The following is a 14,938-nucleotide window of genomic DNA, read 5'->3' as shown; positions in this document are numbered from 1 at the left end:
CGCCGCACGACACCCCTCATCCGGGTATGCGGCGCGAGCAGGGCTCGGTGGGAGGCTCAGTCCTCGCGCAGGGCGCGGACGGCCTCCTCCACGCGCTTGCCGTAGTCGGCGTCGGCCGCGTGGAAGTGGGCGAGGTTCTTCTCGATGACATCGTCGCGGCTCACCTGGGAGAGGCCCCCGGCGATGTTGGCGACCAGGCGTCCCTTCTCGTCCTCGGACATCAGCCGGTACAGCTCGCCCGCCTGGAAGAAGTCGTCGTCCTTGGTGTGGGCGGGCGCCGCGTGGGTGCCGGTCCAGCCGTGGACCGCGAGCGGGGCGGAGAGCGCCGCGCCGGTCTGGGCGGGGCCCGCGTACGAGTTGGGCTCGTAGTTCTTGTCGTGGCGCGCGCCGTTGCGGGTGGCGTGCAGCCCGTCGCGGCCGTAGTTGTCGACGGCCGCGGTGCGCGGCGCGTTCACCGGGAGCTGGGTGTGGTTGACGCCCAGCCGGTAGCGGTGCGCGTCGGCGTAGGCGAACAGGCGGCCCTGGAGCATCTTGTCCGGGGACGGGCCGATGCCGGGTACGAAGTTGTTCGGGGAGAACGCGGCCTGCTCGACCTCGGCGAAGACGTTGTCCGGGTTGCGGTCGAGGACCAGCCGGCCCACCCGCCGCAGCGGGTGGTCCGCGTGCGGCCACACCTTGGTCAGGTCGAACGGGTTGAAGCGGTAGCCCGCGGCCTCCGCGGCCGGCATGACCTGCACGTACAGCGTCCAGGACGGGTTCACCCCGCGGTCGATGGCCTGGAGCAGGTCCGTCTGGTGCGAGCTGCCGTCCTTGCCCGCCAGTTCGGCGGCCTGCTCACTGGAGAGGCAGCGCACCCCCTGGTTCGTCTTGAAGTGGTACTTGACGAAGAAGGCTTCGCCCTCGGCGTTCGTCCACTGGTACGTGTGCGAGCCGTAGCCGTTCATGTGGCGGTACGAGGCGGGGATGCCGCGGTCCCCCATCAGCCAGGTGACCTGGTGCGTCGCCTCGGGCGCGTGGGCCCAGAAGTCCCATACGTTGTCCGGTTCCTGACGGCCCGTGAACGGATCGCGCTTCTGCGAGTGGATGAAGTCGGGGAACTTGACCGGGTCCTTGATGAAGAACACCGGGGTGTTGTTGCCGACCAGGTCGTAATTGCCCTCGTCCGTATAGAACTTGAGGGCGAAGCCGCGTGGATCGCGTACGGCGTCCGCGCCGCCCAGCGAATCGGCGACGGTCGAGAAGCGGATGAACGTCTCGGTGCGCCTGCCGACCTCGGAGAGGAAGTCCGCGCGGGTGAACGCCGTGATGTCATCGGTCACTTCGAAGTAGCCGTACGCGCCGGAGCCCCGGGCATGGACCACGCGCTCCGGTATGCGCTCCCGGTTGAAGCGGGCCAGCTTCTCCAGCAGGTGCTGGTCCTGGAGGAGGATCGGGCCACCGACGCCGGCGGTGGCGGAGTTCTGGTTGTCGGCGACCGGGGCGCCTGACTCGGTCGTAAGCACACGCTGCGTCATGGTGTCGGGGCGACCTTCCGTACGAGAGCTGCTGAGCTGCTGAACTACGACGGCTTGGGGCTCCAGGAGCGTAGATACGCCCCGAACCCGGCGTCAACAGTTTGTTGAAATCGGGAATCCGGTGTTCCGGACGGCGTCGACGCCTGGGCGCGACAGGACAGGTGTCGGCGCCGACGCCATCCGGAAGTCTCCGGGTGCCGGGCCCGGCGGGGCCCGGACGGTCAGACCTGGACCGGCCGGCCCGACAGGCGCTCGACCGAGCGCAGCAGTGCCGAGTGGTCGAGTCCGCCGTCGCCCTGGGCGCGGAGCGAGGCGACGAGCTGGGCGACCACGGCGCCGACGGGCAGCGCGGCACCGACATGGCGGGCGGCGTCCGTGACGATGCCCATGTCCTTGTGGTGCAGGTCGATCCGGAAGCCCGGCGCGAAGTCCCGCTTCAGGAAGTTCTCCTTCTTGCGGGTCAGGACCGTCGAACCGGCCAGCCCGCCGTTGAGGACATCCAGCGCGGCGGCGAGGTCGACACCGGACTTCTCCAGGAAGACGACCGCCTCGGCGCACGCCTGGATGTTGACCGCGACGATCAGCTGGTTGGCGGCCTTCACCGTCTGGCCGGAGCCGTGCGGACCGCACCGCACGATGGTCCTGCCGAGCGCCCGGAGGATCGGCTGCGCGGCGTCGAAGTCGGTCTGCTCACCGCCGACCATGATCGACAGCACGGCCTCGATCGCACCGGCCTCGCCGCCGGACACCGGGGCGTCCAGCACCCGGATGCCCTTCTCCTTCGCGTTCTTCGCGAGGTCCACCGAGGTCTGCGGAGTGATCGACGACATGTCGATCAGCAGCGCGCCGCTCCTCGCGTTCGCCAGGATGCCGTCGGGGCCGTACGCGACGGCCTCGACCTGCGGGGAGGCGGGCACCATCGTGATGACGACGTCGGCGTCCCGGACCGCCTCGGCGATCGAACCCGCGCCCGTGCCGCCGGCCGCGACCAGCCGGTCGGTCTTGTCCTGCTCCAGGGTGTGACCGGTGACGTCGTACCCGGCCTTGATCAGGTTCTCGGACATGGGGGAGCCCATGATGCCGAGGCCGATCCACGCAACCTTGGGGAGGTTGTTGCTCATGAGGGTGCCTTCCGATAGGCGTGTGTACGAGGGGGAGCCGCCCGCCCTCAGCGGGCGGCCCGCGCGGTGGCCGGGAGCCACTCGAAGGCCTCGGCGCTCGGCCGGTCGCCCGGCTTGTACTCCAGGCCGACCCAGCCGTCGTAGCCGGCCTCGGTCAGCTCGTCGAGGAGCCGCTCCAGCGGGAGTGAGCCGGTGCCGGGCGCGCCGCGTCCCGGGTTGTCGGCGATCTGGACGTGACCGGTCTTCCCGGCGTACGCCGCGATGGCCCGGCCGAGGTCCTCGCCGTTCATCGACAGGTGGTACAGGTCCAGCAGGAACTTCGTGTTCCCGAGCCCCGTCGCCGCATTGACCCTGTCGACGACCTCGATCCCGGCCGGAGCGCTCACCAGGGGGTAGAGCGGCGACTCCGGCTCGTTGAGCGTCTCGATCAGGAGGACCGCTCCGGTCCGGTCGGCCGCGCGGGCGGCGGCGGTCAGGTTCTCCAGGGCGAGTTCGTCCTGCACGGCCGGGTCCACGCCGTCGACGCGGTTGCCGTAGAGCGCGTTGAGGGCCTGGCAGCCGACCGAGGCGGCGAAGCCGGCCGCCACCTCGACATTGGCGCGGAAGCGGTCCGATTCCTCGCCGGGCACGGAGAGCGCGCCGCGGTCGGGACCGGGCAGCTGCCCGGCGTAGAAGTTCAGTCCCACCAACCGCGTGCCCGCTTCGTCGAGCGCCTTCTTGAGGGCGTCGAGCTCGGCCTGCGGCGGAGTGGGGGTCTCGATCCAGGGCCACCACAGCTCGACCGCCGTGAAGCCGGCCGCGGCGGCGGCCGCGGGGCGCTCCAGGAGCGGGAGTTCCGTGAAGAGGATCGACAGGTTCACATCGAAGCGCTGGTCCGGGTAGCCCATGAGGGTGTCGGTGCTCCTTCCGTATTGCGGAAGTTGGTTTCTGTCTAACGGAAGAGTGCCCGGAGGTGGGAGAGCTGTCAAGGGGGTGCCCGGAATCCGGGCCGGGTGCCTTCGCGCGGGTTGCGCGAGGTGAAGCCGGAATTGCACGGTTGCCGAGGGGGTACGGGGCGGGACAGGGTGGCTGGTGCAGCCGGCGCGGCCGGCTCGGCCGCCGCACTCGGCGCCCACGCCCGACGCCCGCACTCGACCCCCACACGAGGTGCCTCGCATGAACCACGCCACCAGCCGGCGCGCCGTCCTCGGAGCCCTCCTCGCCGGCGCCGCCCTGTCCGTGGCCCCCGCACCGCCGCGCCCGGCCCGGCGGCCGGGGGCCGCGCCGGACTCCGGGCCCGCGGTCGGTTCGCGCCCGCGCGGCACCGGGCCGTTGCTGCTCGGCACGTACACCTCGGCCGAAGGCGGCGGCACGGGCATCGGCACGGCGGCGTACGGCACCGCCACCGGGGCGGTCTCCGGCGGCCCCGTGATCACCGGCGTCGAGAACCCCTCGTACCTGGCCATGCATCCCTCGGGCACCACCGTGTACGCGGTCGACGAGCAGGAGCGCGGCGGGGTGACGGCCGTCGCGCTCTCGCCGGACGGCAGCCACCGGGTGCTCGGAACCCGCAGCACGGGCGGGGCGGGACCCACCCATCTCTCCGTCCACCCCACGGGAAGGTGGCTGCTCACCGCGAACTACACCGCCGGCAGTGTCGCGGTGCACCCCGTCCGGGACGACGGCTCGCTGGGGGAGCGCACGGACCTGGTCGCCCACACCGCCCCACCGCCCGGCCCCGGCCAGGACGGGCCGCACGCCCACCAGATCATCACCACCCCGGACGGCGACCACATCCTCGCCGTGGACCTCGGCAACGACTCCGTGTACACATACCGGCTCGACGAGGAGCGCGGCACGCTCGCCCAGGTCTCCTGCGCGGCCCTGCGCCCCGGTGCCGGACCGCGCCACCTCACCTTCCACCCGGGCGGCCGCTTCGCCTACCTGGCCTGCGAGGTGGACAACACCGCCGTCGTCTGCGGCTACGACCCGGCCACCGGCATCCTCTCCCCGGGCGCTCCGCAGCCCACCGGGACCGGCGCCGGCGCCAGCTACCCCGCGCAGTTCCTGGTCACCGGCGACGGCCGCTTCGCCTACCTCGCCAACCGGGGACACAACAGCCTGACGCGGTACGCGGTCGAGGACGACGGGGCAACGCTGCGGCTGCTCGGCACCGTGCCGGTCGGCGGCGACTTCCCCCGCCAGATCGCCTTCTCGCCGGACGGGCGGCTGCTCTTCGCCGCCAACCAGAAGTCGAGCACGGTGACGGTCTTCCGGGTCGACGCGGGCAGCGGCGGCCTGACCCGCACCGGCGACGCCTTCCCCGCCCCGGTGGCCGTCTGCGTGCTCCCGTACCGGGCGCCGGGACCGTCCCGCGAGTGAACGGGACCCTCCCCGCGGACGGGGGCGGCCGTCACCGGACGCTCCCGGTGCCCGTCCGTTAGGGTCGGGCCCCGGGCCGCGGGTCCACAAGGACGCGGCGAACGCACCAGGGAGGCACAGTGCGCTTGAGAGTGGAGTTCACCACCGAGCCCTTCGATCTCGACGAGGCGCCCGCCCACGCGGTCGTCGCCCGCGAGGTCATCCAGAACGCCGAGCTGGACGCCGTGGACGTCGGCCCCTTCGGCAACACCGCGGAGGGCGGCGCGGACGAGGTGCTCACCGCGGTGGACTCCCTGCTGCGCCGCACCCTGACATCGGGTGCCACCCGGGTGTCGCTCCAGGTCAACGTGATCGGGGAGGGCCCGAAGTGACCGAACCGGCGGACCACCCCCTCGTTGCCGCGGTCAAGCCGCTCGTCGACGCCATGGGCGCCGAGCTGCTCGGGCCCGAGCGCGCTCAGCCCGATGACGTCGTGCTGGCCTGGGAGGGTGAGGACGTCATAGCTGTCCGGCTGCCCCAGCTCTCGGAGTCGCTCGACCACATCCTGGCCGCCATGGAGCGCCGGCACGGCATGCCGCTCGCCGAGCTGGACCGCAGGACCAAGCAGTCGGTCGTACGGGCTCTGGAAGCGCGCGGTGCCTTCTCCGTACGGCACGGTGTGGAGACGGTGGCGGGCGCGCTGGGGGTCAGCCGCTTCACCGTCTACAACTACCTCAACAGGGAAATCGCCGCCAAGGGCGAGTAGTTGAGGCCACAGGTGAGCGAAGGCCGTCGAGGGCCGCGCAAGGCCGTCGTCCCGGGCATGGGGCGACGGCCTTTTGCCTGCGCGTAATTTCAACAAAGTGTTGACGTGGTGTTGTCGAGGGCGTTAGCTATCCGCAGCCCGACCGACGCGAAGCGCAGCGACGCCCAGCGAAAACAGCCACGGAGGCTCCCGTGACTTCGAGCTCCACGCCGGGCCTGGCCCGGTTCAACACCCTGGCGGACGACGAGGCCACCACCGCGTTGCACGAGGTGTGTGCCAGTGCGGCATGGGGAAGAGCGATCCTCTCCCGACGCCCGTACGCCACCGCGGAAGCCCTTCTCTCCGCCGGTGACGCCGCCACGGCCGCGCTGACCCCGGAGGACCTGGCCGACGCGATGGCCGGTCACCCGCCGATCGGCCGTCCGAAGCCCGGAGACCCGGCCTCCTCCCGCGAACAGCGGGGGATGGCCGACGCCTCCGAGGAACTCAAGGCCGAGATGCTCGAACTGAACCTGGCCTACCAGGAGCGGTTCGGGCACGTCTTCCTGATCTGCGCCACCGGGGCCACCGGTGAACAGATGCGCGACGCGGTGAAGTCCCGGATCGGGAACCCGCCCGAGCAGGAGCGCGGGATCGTGCGCACCGAACTGGGCAAGATCAATCGCATCCGGCTCACCCGCCTCGTACAGGACCTCTGAGAACAAGGAGCGTGACGGCCTTGAGCACCGACACCACCGCATCGGTGTCCACCCACATCCTGGACACCAGTACCGGCCGCCCCGCCGCGTCCGTCACCGTTTCCCTGGCCGCCCGCGGCGACGGCGACGCGCAGTACGTGACGCTCGGCGGATCCGCGACCGATGCGGACGGGCGCTGCAAAGATCTGCCGGCCCTGCCGGAAGGCACCACCCACGTACGGCTCGTATTCGACACCGAGTCCTACTTCACCAGCCAGAAGCAAGCCGAGGCGCAGCAGGACGCCCCCCGCGCAAGGGACAGCGGTGCGTTCTTCCCGGAGGTGGCGGTCGCATTCGCCGTCACCCCGGGCGAGCACTACCACGTACCGCTGCTGCTCAACCCGTTCGGCTACTCCGTTTACCGAGGGAGCTAGCAGACAATGACCGTCCATTCCCACCAGGCCCGCCCTGTGATCCTCGGCCAGAACCAGTACGGCAAAGCAGAGAACCGCGTCGTCAGGATCACGCGGGACGGCGACACCCACCACATCAAGGATCTGAACGTCTCGGTCGCCCTCTCCGGCGACATGGAAGACGTCCACTACTCCGGCTCCAACGCCCATGTCCTGCCGACCGACACGACCAAGAACACGGTGTACGCGTTCGCCAAGCAACACGGCATCGAGTCGGCCGAACAGTTCGGCATCCACCTCGCCCGCCACTTCGTGACGTCGCAGGAGCCGATCAGGACGGCTCGGATCCGGATCGAGGAGTACGCCTGGGAGCGCATCGCCACCTCGGACGCCAACTCGCAGTTCATCGGCGCCGACGAGGTCAAGCACTCCTTCGTGCGCAGGGGCCAGGAGACGCGCACCACCCAGATCACCTTCGACGGCGAGAAGTGGCAGATCATCTCGGGGCTCAAGGACCTCGTGGTGATGAACTCCACCAACTCCGAGTTCTGGGGCTACGTCAAGGACGAGTACACGACCCTCAAGGAGGCGTACGACCGCATCCTCGCGACCGAGGTCTCCGCCAAGTGGCGGTACAACTGGACCAGCGACGACGCGCGGATGCCGAACTGGGAGAAGTCCTACGGGCAGGCGCGCAAGCACATGCTCCAGGCCTTCGCCGAGACGTACTCCCTCTCTCTTCAGCAGACCCTGTACCAGATGGGTTCGCGCATCATCAACAGCCGCAGCGAGATCGACGAGATCCGCTTCTCGCTGCCGAACAAGCATCACTTCCTGGTGGACCTGGAGCCGTTCGGGCTCAAGAACGACCATGAGGTCTACTTCGCGGCGGACCGCCCGTACGGCCTGATCGAGGCCACCGTGATACGGGACGGTGCCGAGCCGCAGATCCCGGTCGACATGACCAACCTCTGACGCGGCGCTGAGCCGGTCCCCGCCCGCGCACAGCCGGGCGGGGACCGGCCGGACCGGAGGGAACTTCCATGGCACAGCCTGCACTCGGGCCGGCAGAAGCAGAAGCAGAAGCAGAAGCAGAAGCAGAAGCAGAAGCAGAAGCAGAAGGCCCGTGTCCCACCCCACCGGAGACCTCGGTCCACCCGGTGGACGAAAAGCTCCGCCCCTCGCGGCTCGTCCCCGCCACGCTCCAGCACATCGCCGCCATGTACGCGGGCGTCGTCACCCCTCCGCTCATCATCGGCCAGGCCGTCGGCCTCGACCAGGCGGGCATGACCCGGCTGATCGCGGCAAGCCTCCTGATCGCCGGATGCGCCACCCTCCTGCAGACCCTCGGCATCGGCGGCTTCGCCGGGAACCGGCTGCCGTTCGTCAACGCCGCATCCTCCGCCGGAATCGCCCCGATGCTCGCCATCGCCGAGACCACCGCACCGGGTCACCAACTCCCCGCGATCTACGGGGCGGTGCTCGTCGCCGGAGTCTTCTGCCTGGCCGCAGGGCCGTTCTTCGGCCGGCTGCTCCGCTTCTTCCCGCCGCTCGTCACCGGTGTCGTCATCACCCTCATCGGCGTCACCCTGATGCCCGTCCCGGTCTCCTGGGCACAGGGCGGCGACAAGGAAGCCGCCGACTTCGGAGCGGCGAAGTACCTCGCGCTGGCCGCCTTCACGCTCGTCGTCATTCTGCTGATCCAGCGGTTCGGTCGCGGCTTCCTCAAGCAAGTCGCCCTGCTGATGGGTCTGTTGACCGGCACTTTGGCCGCGATCCCGTTCGGACTCGCGGACTTCTCCGCGCTGAAGTCCGCACCGGTCGCCGCCCTGCCCACCCCCTTCGCCTTCGGCGCACCCGAGTTCAGGCCCGCCGCGATCCTCTCGCTCTGCATCGTCATGCTCGTCCTGATGACGGAGTCCGCCGCCGGAATGCTGGCACTCGGCGAGATCTGCGACCGGCGCACCGACGGCCGGACCCTCACCCGCGGACTGCGCACCGACGGCATCGCGACCCTGCTCGGCCCGGTCTTCGGCGGCTTCCCGACGAGCGCCTTCGCCCAGAACGTCGGCGTGGTGTCACTGACGAAGGTACGCAGCCGCTACGTCGTCGCGGCAGCGGGCGGTGCGCTGCTGGTCCTGGGCGCCTTTCCGGTACTCGGCGCGGTCGTCTCCCTCGTGCCGATGCCCGTGCTCGGCGGTGCCGGCATCGTGCTGTTCGGCTCGATCGCGGTGAGCGGCATCCGTACGCTCTCCGAGGCCGGACTCGACGACAGCTCCAACATCGTCCTGGTCGCCGTCGCGCTCGGCGCGGGCATCGTCCCACTCGCCGCGCCCGGCTTCTACGCGGGATTCCCGTCCTGGGCACAGACCGTGCTGGGCTCCGGCATCAGCGCCGGAGCGCTCGTCGCCGTCCTGCTCAACCTGTTCTTCCACCATCTCGGCACCCGCAGCCGCCCGGCTGTGGCACTCAAATCCTCCTAGGGTCCTGCCGTGCCCGCATCGCCGGAAAGCAAAGGACGCACCATGGCAGCATCGGCAGCCCCTGAGCACGTGGAACGCATCGTCATCGAGAACTGCTCGATCGCGACCGTCGACGCCGACGACACCGAGTACGCCTCGGGTCATGTCGTCGTCGCGGGCCATCGCATCGAATCCGTCGGCGCCGGCCGGGCGCCCGGGGGCCTGGAGAACGTCGTACGCCGCATCGACGGCACCGGGCATCTGGTCACCCCCGGTCTGATCAACACGCACCACCACTTCTACCAGTGGATCACCCGGGGCCTCGCCACGGACCACAACCTGTTCGACTGGCTGGTCGCGCTGTACCCGACCTGGGCACGCATCGACGAGCCGATGGTCCGTGCCGCCGCGCAGGGCTCCCTCGCCATGATGGCCCGCGGCGGCGTCACCACCGCCATGGACCACCACTACGTCTACCCGCAAGGATCCGGCGACCTGTCCGGCGCCATCATCGGGGCCGCCCGCGACATGGGCGTACGGTTCACCCTCGCCCGCGGTTCCATGGACCGCAGCGCGAAGGACGGCGGGCTGCCGCCGGACTTCGCCGTGGAGACCCTCGACGGCGCACTCGCCGGCACCGAGGCGACCATCGACGCACACCACGACGCCTCCTTCGACGCGATGACCCAGGTCGCCGCCGGGCCCTGCTCCCCATTCTCCATCTCCACCGAACTCCTGCGACAGAGCGCCGAGTTGGCCCGGCGCAAGAGAGTGCGCATGCACACCCACGGCTCGGAGACCGTGGAGGAGGAGAAGTTCTGCCACGAACTGTTCGGGATGGGCCCGACCGACTACTTCGAGTCGACCGGCTGGCTCGGCGGCGACGTGTGGATGGCGCACTGCGTCCACATGAACGACTCCGACATCGCGGCCTTCGCCCGCACCGGAACGGGCGTCGCGCACTGCCCCTCCTCCAACGCCCGGCTCGCCGCGGGCATCGCCCGGGTGCCCGACATGCTCGCCGCGGGCGTCCCGGTCGGCCTCGGCGTCGACGGCACCGCCTCCAACGAGTCCGGCGAACTCCACACCGAACTCCGCAACGCCCTCCTCATCAACCGCCTCGGCGCCCACCGCGAAAAGGCTCTGAACGCCCGTCAGGCCCTGCGCCTGGGCACCTACGGCGGCGCGCAGGTACTCGGCCGGGCCGACCAGATCGGCTCCCTGGAACCGGGCAAGCTCGCCGACCTGGTGCTCTGGAAGCTGGACACCCTCGCCCATGCCTCCATCGCCGACCCGGTGACCGCACTCGTCTTCGGCGCCGCGGCCCCCGTCACCCTCTCCCTCGTCAACGGCAAGCCGGTCGTCGAGGACAACCACCTCATCACCGCGGACGAGGACGCCATCGCCCGCGCCACCCGCGACGAGGCCCGCCGCCTCGCGCGGATCGCCGCCGGAGCCTGACGCCCCGGGACACCCCCGATACCGGCCGGCCGAGGGGGACGGCCCTCGGCCGGCCGCCGTGGAACCGAACGGGATCCACGGCAACCGGGGCGGGGCGCGTACACGTACGTACGCGTCCCCGCCCCGGTGATCCAAGCTGCCCGCACCAGCTGCACGATCTGCCCCACCTGCACCCATGTCCCACTTGCACCACCTCCCTGACACCCACGTCGCCGCAGACGTGCACCCGACCGGAGGAACCGCCGTGGCAGCTACGCCCAGGTTTCGCAACGACGCAGACGCAGCATCCGACGCCGACCCCCACCTCGTCCCCGAGCCGGCATCGGCAGACCGGAAACACCCGGTCGACGAAACGCTCCCCCCGCTGAAGATGTTCACCAGCGGCCTCCAGCACGTGGCCGCGATGTATGCGGGCGTGGTGGCCCCGCCGATGATCGTGGGCCCCGCCGTGGGCCTCACCCCCAAGGAGACCGCCTTCCTGATGGGGGCGAGCCTCTTCACCGCGGGCCTCGCGACCCTGCTCCAGACCCTCGGCTTCTGGCGCATCGGTGCCCGGCTGCCGTTCGTCAACGGTGTCTCGTTCGCCGGGGTCACCCCGATGGTGGCGATCGGGAAGGACCGCGGACACGACGGCATCGCCGTCATCTTCGGCGCGATCATCGTGGCCGGCCTGCTCGGCTTCCTGCTCGCTCCGTACTTCTGCAAGCTGGTCCGCTTCTTCCCGCCGGTCGTCACCGGCACCGTGATCACATTGATCGGGCTGTCGCTGCTGCCGGTCGCCTTCAACTGGTCCCAGGGCGGCAACGCCACGGCCGGCGACTACGGCTCGACGACCAACATCACCATGGCCGCGGCCACGCTGGTGATCGTCCTGGCACTGCGCAAACTGCTGCGCGGCTTCCTCCAGCAGATCGCCATCCTGCTCGGACTGGTCCTCGGCACACTGATCGCGATCCCGGTCGGCATCACCGACTTCGGTGCCATCAAGGACGCCGACCTGATCGGCTTCCCGACGCCCTTCCACTTCGGCCCACCGCAGTTCGAGGCCGCCGCGATCGTCTCCATGTGCATCGTGATGCTGGTCTGCATGACCGAGTCCACCGCCGACATGCTGGCTCTCGGCCGGATCGTCGACCGTCCGGCGGACGAGCGGACCATCGAGGGCGGCCTGCGCGCCGACACCCTGGGCAGTGCCATCAGCCCGCTCTTCAACGGCTTCATGTGCAGCGCCTTCGCCCAGAACATCGGACTGGTCGCGATGACCAAGGTCCGCAGCCGCTTCGTGGTCGCCGCCGGCGGCGGCATCCTGATCGTGCTCGGGCTGGTCCCCGTCGCCGCGTCCGTCATCGCGCTCGTCCCGCTGCCCGTCCTCGGCGGCGCAGGCATCGTGCTCTTCGGATCGGTCGCCGCGAGCGGCATCCAGACACTGGCGACCGCCGCGCTGGAGAAGGGGGAGAACGCGCTGATCGTGGCAGCGGCCGTGGGTATCGGCCTGATCCCGATCGCCGCACCGGACTTCTACCACGCGTTCCCGAAGGACGCGCTCGTCGTGCTCGACTCCGGGATCTCGACCGGGTGCGTCGTGGCGATCGTGCTCAACCTGGCCTTCAACCACCTCGGCGGGAAGCGGGATGCGGATCCGTCGGAGCAGGAGTCGCGGCCGGGGGCGAAGCAGGAGAGCCCGGCGGCCGCGTCCTCGGCGGCAGCACACTGACGCAGACGCGTCCCGGCTTCGCCCGGAAACGGCGCTGCGGCGCGTACGGCGCCCCTCGCGGGAGCCGCCGTACGCGCCGTAGCCATGGACCAGAGGTGCGTCAGCCGATGTGGTAGCTGTCGCCGTACACCTTCCAGTCGAGCGGCGGATCCAGGTTCAGATTGCCCTTCTTCAGGAAGACCCGCTGGGCGGTGTCCACCCGGCTGGTGTCGGAGTGGGCCTCCTCCTGCTGCATCGCCCAGACCCGTGCGTCGAGGAAGGCGTTGAGATACGTGACCTCGTTGCCGCCCTGCGACGGCGGCTTCGCCTTGGCGAGGGCCCGCTTGCGGATGGAACTGAAGCTGGTGCTGTCGCCGCCGTCACCGTGCATGACGATGGCGTCGTAGTACGCGAACTGGCCGAGCGTGCCGATGCCGTCGGCCTTGCCCTGGCCGACCGCGGGATTGAAGTACACCCGGTCCCGCTCGTCGTCCTGCGCCTGCTTGAACGCCGAGTCGGACGCGGCGGTCGCCCAGTCCTTCGTGAAGTTCGGGTCGAGACCGCTGTGCGAGTCGGTGCCGTTGACCTTCCGCAGCGCGGGCAGGTACTTCGCGAGGACGTTGCCCGGCTTGCGCTGGGTGTACAGCTCGACGAGGTCGAGCATGTCGCCGGTGCCGGAACAGAAGCCGATGATGCCGGCGGTGTAACCGCGGCCGTCGTCGATGTCCTCGATGTACTTGTACTGCGACTTCCAGTTGAGCGAGGAGTTCTCCGCGCTGGAGACCAGCTTCATGGCGATCTCCTTCTTCGCCGGATCGTCGAGGCCGGTCGCGGCGGCGGCCCGCGGAGCCGCCGCGGTCCGCTGCTCCGCCGTCTGCTGTGCCGCCGGGTGGGTGGGGGCTCCGGCGTGGGCCGCCACGGGAACCGCCGTGAGGGCCAGTCCGGCCGCGATGGCCGCGAGGCGCACGGATCGGGTAGTGCGACGTGCGGTGCGCTTATGGGGAGCGTGCACCAGTCCTCCAAAGGGAGTTCGTCGTTCCATCGGTCTGTTAGGAAGCTTTCCTATCAGAGTGGAGGGAGCGGCGTACACCCCTACGACACAAGGGAGTCGGGAACGTGCCGTGCTCCGGAACACGGGAGGGCCCCGCATCGCGAGGCGCGGTGCGGGGCCGGAACGCCGACCGGCGTCAGCAGTTGAGGTACGCCACGTGGATCCAGACGCCGGTGGGGCCGCCCCACAGGTCGCCCATGACCCAGTTGCCCTGCCGGCCGCGGTAGTTGAGGTTCTGGCCCTTGTTCACCTGGCCCAGGACCGGGTATTCGTTGCCCGGTCCGCCGCGGAAGTTCACCCCGTTGTCGTTGACGGTGCAGACCGCGGCCGGCGCCTTCGCGGCCTGCACGGCGGCGGGGTTCTGCACGGCCTGCGCGGCGGGGCTGAAGGCCAGTCCCAGACCGGCGGTCAGGACCGCGGCGGCCAGCATCATCTTCTTCATCATGCGGATTCTCCTCCGTAGTCCGGCCCACGTGGGCGTGGGCCGGTCACCAGCCCCAACGGAGCCGCCGTCCCTCTGGTCACGGGCCCGGGGCGCCCGTCGGGCGGGAGTGAAAGCGCAGGTCATATGGCACGTGCACCGGCGCACGCGGCCGATGGGCCGGACGCTCCTCGCGCCCGTCGACCACGGGTTTGACGGGTGCCGCGAGGACGAGTGCCCGCTCGTTCGCCTGTAGCGTCAGGGGCATGGACGATCAATCTGTTGTCGACGTCGGCGATGTACGGCTGGCGTATCGGACCTGGGGCGACCCCTTCGGCTCCCCCGTGGTCCTGCTGCACGGCCTCGGCGGCTCCGCCGCGAGCTGGGAGGCGGCCGGGAGCCTGCTCGGCGAGGAGTGGCGGGTGTACGCCCTCGATCTGCGGGGGCACGGCGAGAGCGACTGGCCCGACGAGTACTCCGTCGAGCTGATGCGGGACGACGTCCTCGGCTTCCTCGACGAGTGCGAGCTCGACCGGGTGGGCCTGGTCGGCCATTCGATGGGCGGAGTCGTCGCCCATCTGCTCGCCCAGGAGCACGCGGACCGGGTGGAGCGACTGGTGCTGGTGGAGACCCCGCCGCCGTTCCCGAGCGAGCCGGAGCCGGCCGCCGAGCCGGAGGGACCGGTGGACTACGACTGGGCCGCTGTCGCTCCCATCCGGGCCGAGGTGTCCGACCCCGACCCCGACTGGGCGGCCGGGCTCGGCGAGATCGTCGCGCCGACGCTGATGATCGCCGGCGGCCCGGAGTCCACCATGCCCCAGGGGCGCCTGCAGGACATGGCCTCGCTGATCCCGGACTGCCGGCTGATCACGATCGGGGGCGGTCACCGGGTGCACGAGGTACATCCCGACCAGGTCGCCCAGCAGATCACGGAGTTCTTCACCAGCTGAGGGACCGGCGGCGGCCGGCCCGCGCCCGGTCCGTCGGGCCCGTGCCGTGCCGTACCTCGCCCGGCTCGC

The 14,938-nt window shown here is 70.5% G+C and carries 15 protein-coding genes; 10 read left to right on the top strand and 5 right to left on the bottom strand.

Annotated elements, in window-relative coordinates; all coding sequences use genetic code 11:
* Nucleotides 1–56: 56 nt before the first annotated feature.
* The 3 genes from ACIOMQ_RS09875 to ACIOMQ_RS09865 all read right to left on the bottom strand — a co-directional run bounded on the left by ACIOMQ_RS09875 (nucleotide 57) and on the right by ACIOMQ_RS09865 (nucleotide 3,522).
* Nucleotides 57–1,514 carry a catalase gene (locus ACIOMQ_RS09875; protein ID WP_402188504.1) on the bottom strand — a complete coding sequence of 486 codons (1,458 nt, stop codon included), beginning with the start codon at nucleotides 1,512–1,514 and terminating at the stop codon, nucleotides 57–59.
* Nucleotides 1,515–1,735: 221 nt separating this feature from the next.
* Nucleotides 1,736–2,635: a 2-hydroxy-3-oxopropionate reductase gene (locus ACIOMQ_RS09870; protein WP_401755868.1), complete on the bottom strand. Its 900-nt coding sequence runs from the start codon at nucleotides 2,633–2,635 to the stop codon at nucleotides 1,736–1,738.
* A gap of 47 nt (nucleotides 2,636–2,682) precedes the next feature.
* On the bottom strand, nucleotides 2,683–3,522 hold the full coding sequence (locus tag ACIOMQ_RS09865; RefSeq protein ID WP_401755870.1) for a TIM barrel protein: 840 nt from the start codon (nucleotides 3,520–3,522) through the stop codon (nucleotides 2,683–2,685).
* Nucleotides 3,523–3,790: 268 nt separating this feature from the next.
* On the opposite strand from ACIOMQ_RS09865, the gene ACIOMQ_RS09860 reads away from it, so the two are divergent.
* The 9 genes from ACIOMQ_RS09860 (at nucleotide 3,791) to ACIOMQ_RS09820 (ending at nucleotide 12,468) form a co-directional block, all read left to right on the top strand.
* The gene (locus ACIOMQ_RS09860) at nucleotides 3,791–4,996 is read left to right on the top strand and encodes a lactonase family protein (protein ID WP_362197481.1); all 1,206 of its coding nucleotides are present in this window, start codon (nucleotides 3,791–3,793) and stop codon (nucleotides 4,994–4,996) included.
* A gap of 119 nt (nucleotides 4,997–5,115) precedes the next feature.
* On the top strand, nucleotides 5,116–5,367 hold the full coding sequence (locus ACIOMQ_RS09855; RefSeq protein ID WP_362197478.1) for a hypothetical protein: 252 nt from the start codon (nucleotides 5,116–5,118) through the stop codon (nucleotides 5,365–5,367).
* The gene (locus ACIOMQ_RS09850) at nucleotides 5,364–5,741 is read left to right on the top strand and encodes a helix-turn-helix domain-containing protein (protein ID WP_389798963.1); all 378 of its coding nucleotides are present in this window, start codon (nucleotides 5,364–5,366) and stop codon (nucleotides 5,739–5,741) included. Before ACIOMQ_RS09855 ends, ACIOMQ_RS09850 begins: the two co-directional genes overlap by 4 nt.
* A 191-nt stretch (nucleotides 5,742–5,932) precedes the next feature.
* A complete protein-coding gene (gene uraD, locus ACIOMQ_RS09845) occupies nucleotides 5,933–6,439 on the top strand; it encodes a 2-oxo-4-hydroxy-4-carboxy-5-ureidoimidazoline decarboxylase (RefSeq protein WP_362197433.1) in 507 nt (168 codons plus the stop codon).
* A 20-nt stretch (nucleotides 6,440–6,459) separates the two neighbouring features.
* Nucleotides 6,460–6,852: a hydroxyisourate hydrolase gene (gene uraH / locus ACIOMQ_RS09840; protein WP_362197430.1), complete on the top strand. Its 393-nt coding sequence runs from the start codon at nucleotides 6,460–6,462 to the stop codon at nucleotides 6,850–6,852.
* Nucleotides 6,853–6,858: 6 nt separating this feature from the next.
* Nucleotides 6,859–7,806: a factor-independent urate hydroxylase gene (pucL, locus tag ACIOMQ_RS09835; RefSeq protein WP_362197427.1), complete on the top strand. Its 948-nt coding sequence runs from the start codon at nucleotides 6,859–6,861 to the stop codon at nucleotides 7,804–7,806.
* Nucleotides 7,807–7,874: 68 nt separating this feature from the next.
* Nucleotides 7,875–9,314 carry a nucleobase:cation symporter-2 family protein gene (locus ACIOMQ_RS09830; protein WP_402188501.1) on the top strand — a complete coding sequence of 480 codons (1,440 nt, stop codon included), beginning with the start codon at nucleotides 7,875–7,877 and terminating at the stop codon, nucleotides 9,312–9,314.
* A gap of 42 nt (nucleotides 9,315–9,356) precedes the next feature.
* Nucleotides 9,357–10,754, top strand: coding sequence for an 8-oxoguanine deaminase (locus ACIOMQ_RS09825; RefSeq protein ID WP_402188499.1), 1,398 nt, complete (start codon nucleotides 9,357–9,359; stop codon nucleotides 10,752–10,754).
* 244 nt (nucleotides 10,755–10,998) lie between these two features.
* Complete coding sequence (locus ACIOMQ_RS09820; RefSeq protein ID WP_362197418.1) at nucleotides 10,999–12,468, top strand: nucleobase:cation symporter-2 family protein; 1,470 nt, start codon at nucleotides 10,999–11,001, stop codon at nucleotides 12,466–12,468.
* Between the two features lie 100 nt (nucleotides 12,469–12,568).
* On the opposite strand, the gene ACIOMQ_RS09815 is transcribed toward ACIOMQ_RS09820, so the two are convergent.
* Together ACIOMQ_RS09815 and ACIOMQ_RS09810 are read right to left on the bottom strand one after the other, a co-directional pair.
* The gene (locus tag ACIOMQ_RS09815) at nucleotides 12,569–13,459 is read right to left on the bottom strand and encodes a chitosanase (protein ID WP_362197415.1); all 891 of its coding nucleotides are present in this window, start codon (nucleotides 13,457–13,459) and stop codon (nucleotides 12,569–12,571) included.
* Between the two features lie 175 nt (nucleotides 13,460–13,634).
* The gene (locus ACIOMQ_RS09810; protein ID WP_362197412.1) at nucleotides 13,635–13,943 is read right to left on the bottom strand and encodes an SH3 domain-containing protein; all 309 of its coding nucleotides are present in this window, start codon (nucleotides 13,941–13,943) and stop codon (nucleotides 13,635–13,637) included.
* A 242-nt stretch (nucleotides 13,944–14,185) separates the two neighbouring features.
* Between ACIOMQ_RS09810 and ACIOMQ_RS09805 the strand changes: the two genes are divergently transcribed.
* Nucleotides 14,186–14,869, top strand: a complete 684-nt coding sequence (locus tag ACIOMQ_RS09805) for an alpha/beta hydrolase (protein WP_362197409.1) — start codon at nucleotides 14,186–14,188, stop codon at nucleotides 14,867–14,869.
* Nucleotides 14,870–14,938: the final 69 nt, after the last annotated feature.

This window comes from Streptomyces sp. NPDC087845, assembly GCF_044742755.1.
In the GTDB taxonomy this organism is placed as follows: Bacteria; Actinomycetota; Actinomycetes; order Streptomycetales; family Streptomycetaceae; genus Streptomyces.
This window is presented reverse-complemented; position numbering and strand designations above follow the sequence as displayed.

What these genes read in the sequence shown, in the direction of transcription:
- ACIOMQ_RS09825 (WP_402188499.1), top strand. Translation starts at nt 9,357, where the DNA reads ATGGCAGCATCGGCAGCCCCTGAGCACGTGGAACGCATCGTCATCGAG.
- ACIOMQ_RS09830 (WP_402188501.1), top strand. Translation starts at nt 7,875, where the DNA reads ATGGCACAGCCTGCACTCGGGCCGGCAGAAGCAGAAGCAGAAGCAGAA.
- ACIOMQ_RS09870 (WP_401755868.1), bottom strand. Translation starts at nt 2,635, where the DNA reads ATGAGCAACAACCTCCCCAAGGTTGCGTGGATCGGCCTCGGCATCATG.
- ACIOMQ_RS09805 (WP_362197409.1), top strand. Translation starts at nt 14,186, where the DNA reads ATGGACGATCAATCTGTTGTCGACGTCGGCGATGTACGGCTGGCGTAT.
- ACIOMQ_RS09810 (WP_362197412.1), bottom strand. Translation starts at nt 13,943, where the DNA reads ATGATGAAGAAGATGATGCTGGCCGCCGCGGTCCTGACCGCCGGTCTG.
- pucL (WP_362197427.1), top strand. Translation starts at nt 6,859, where the DNA reads ATGACCGTCCATTCCCACCAGGCCCGCCCTGTGATCCTCGGCCAGAAC.
- ACIOMQ_RS09860 (WP_362197481.1), top strand. Translation starts at nt 3,791, where the DNA reads ATGAACCACGCCACCAGCCGGCGCGCCGTCCTCGGAGCCCTCCTCGCC.
- ACIOMQ_RS09865 (WP_401755870.1), bottom strand. Translation starts at nt 3,522, where the DNA reads ATGGGCTACCCGGACCAGCGCTTCGATGTGAACCTGTCGATCCTCTTC.
- ACIOMQ_RS09875 (WP_402188504.1), bottom strand. Translation starts at nt 1,514, where the DNA reads ATGACGCAGCGTGTGCTTACGACCGAGTCAGGCGCCCCGGTCGCCGAC.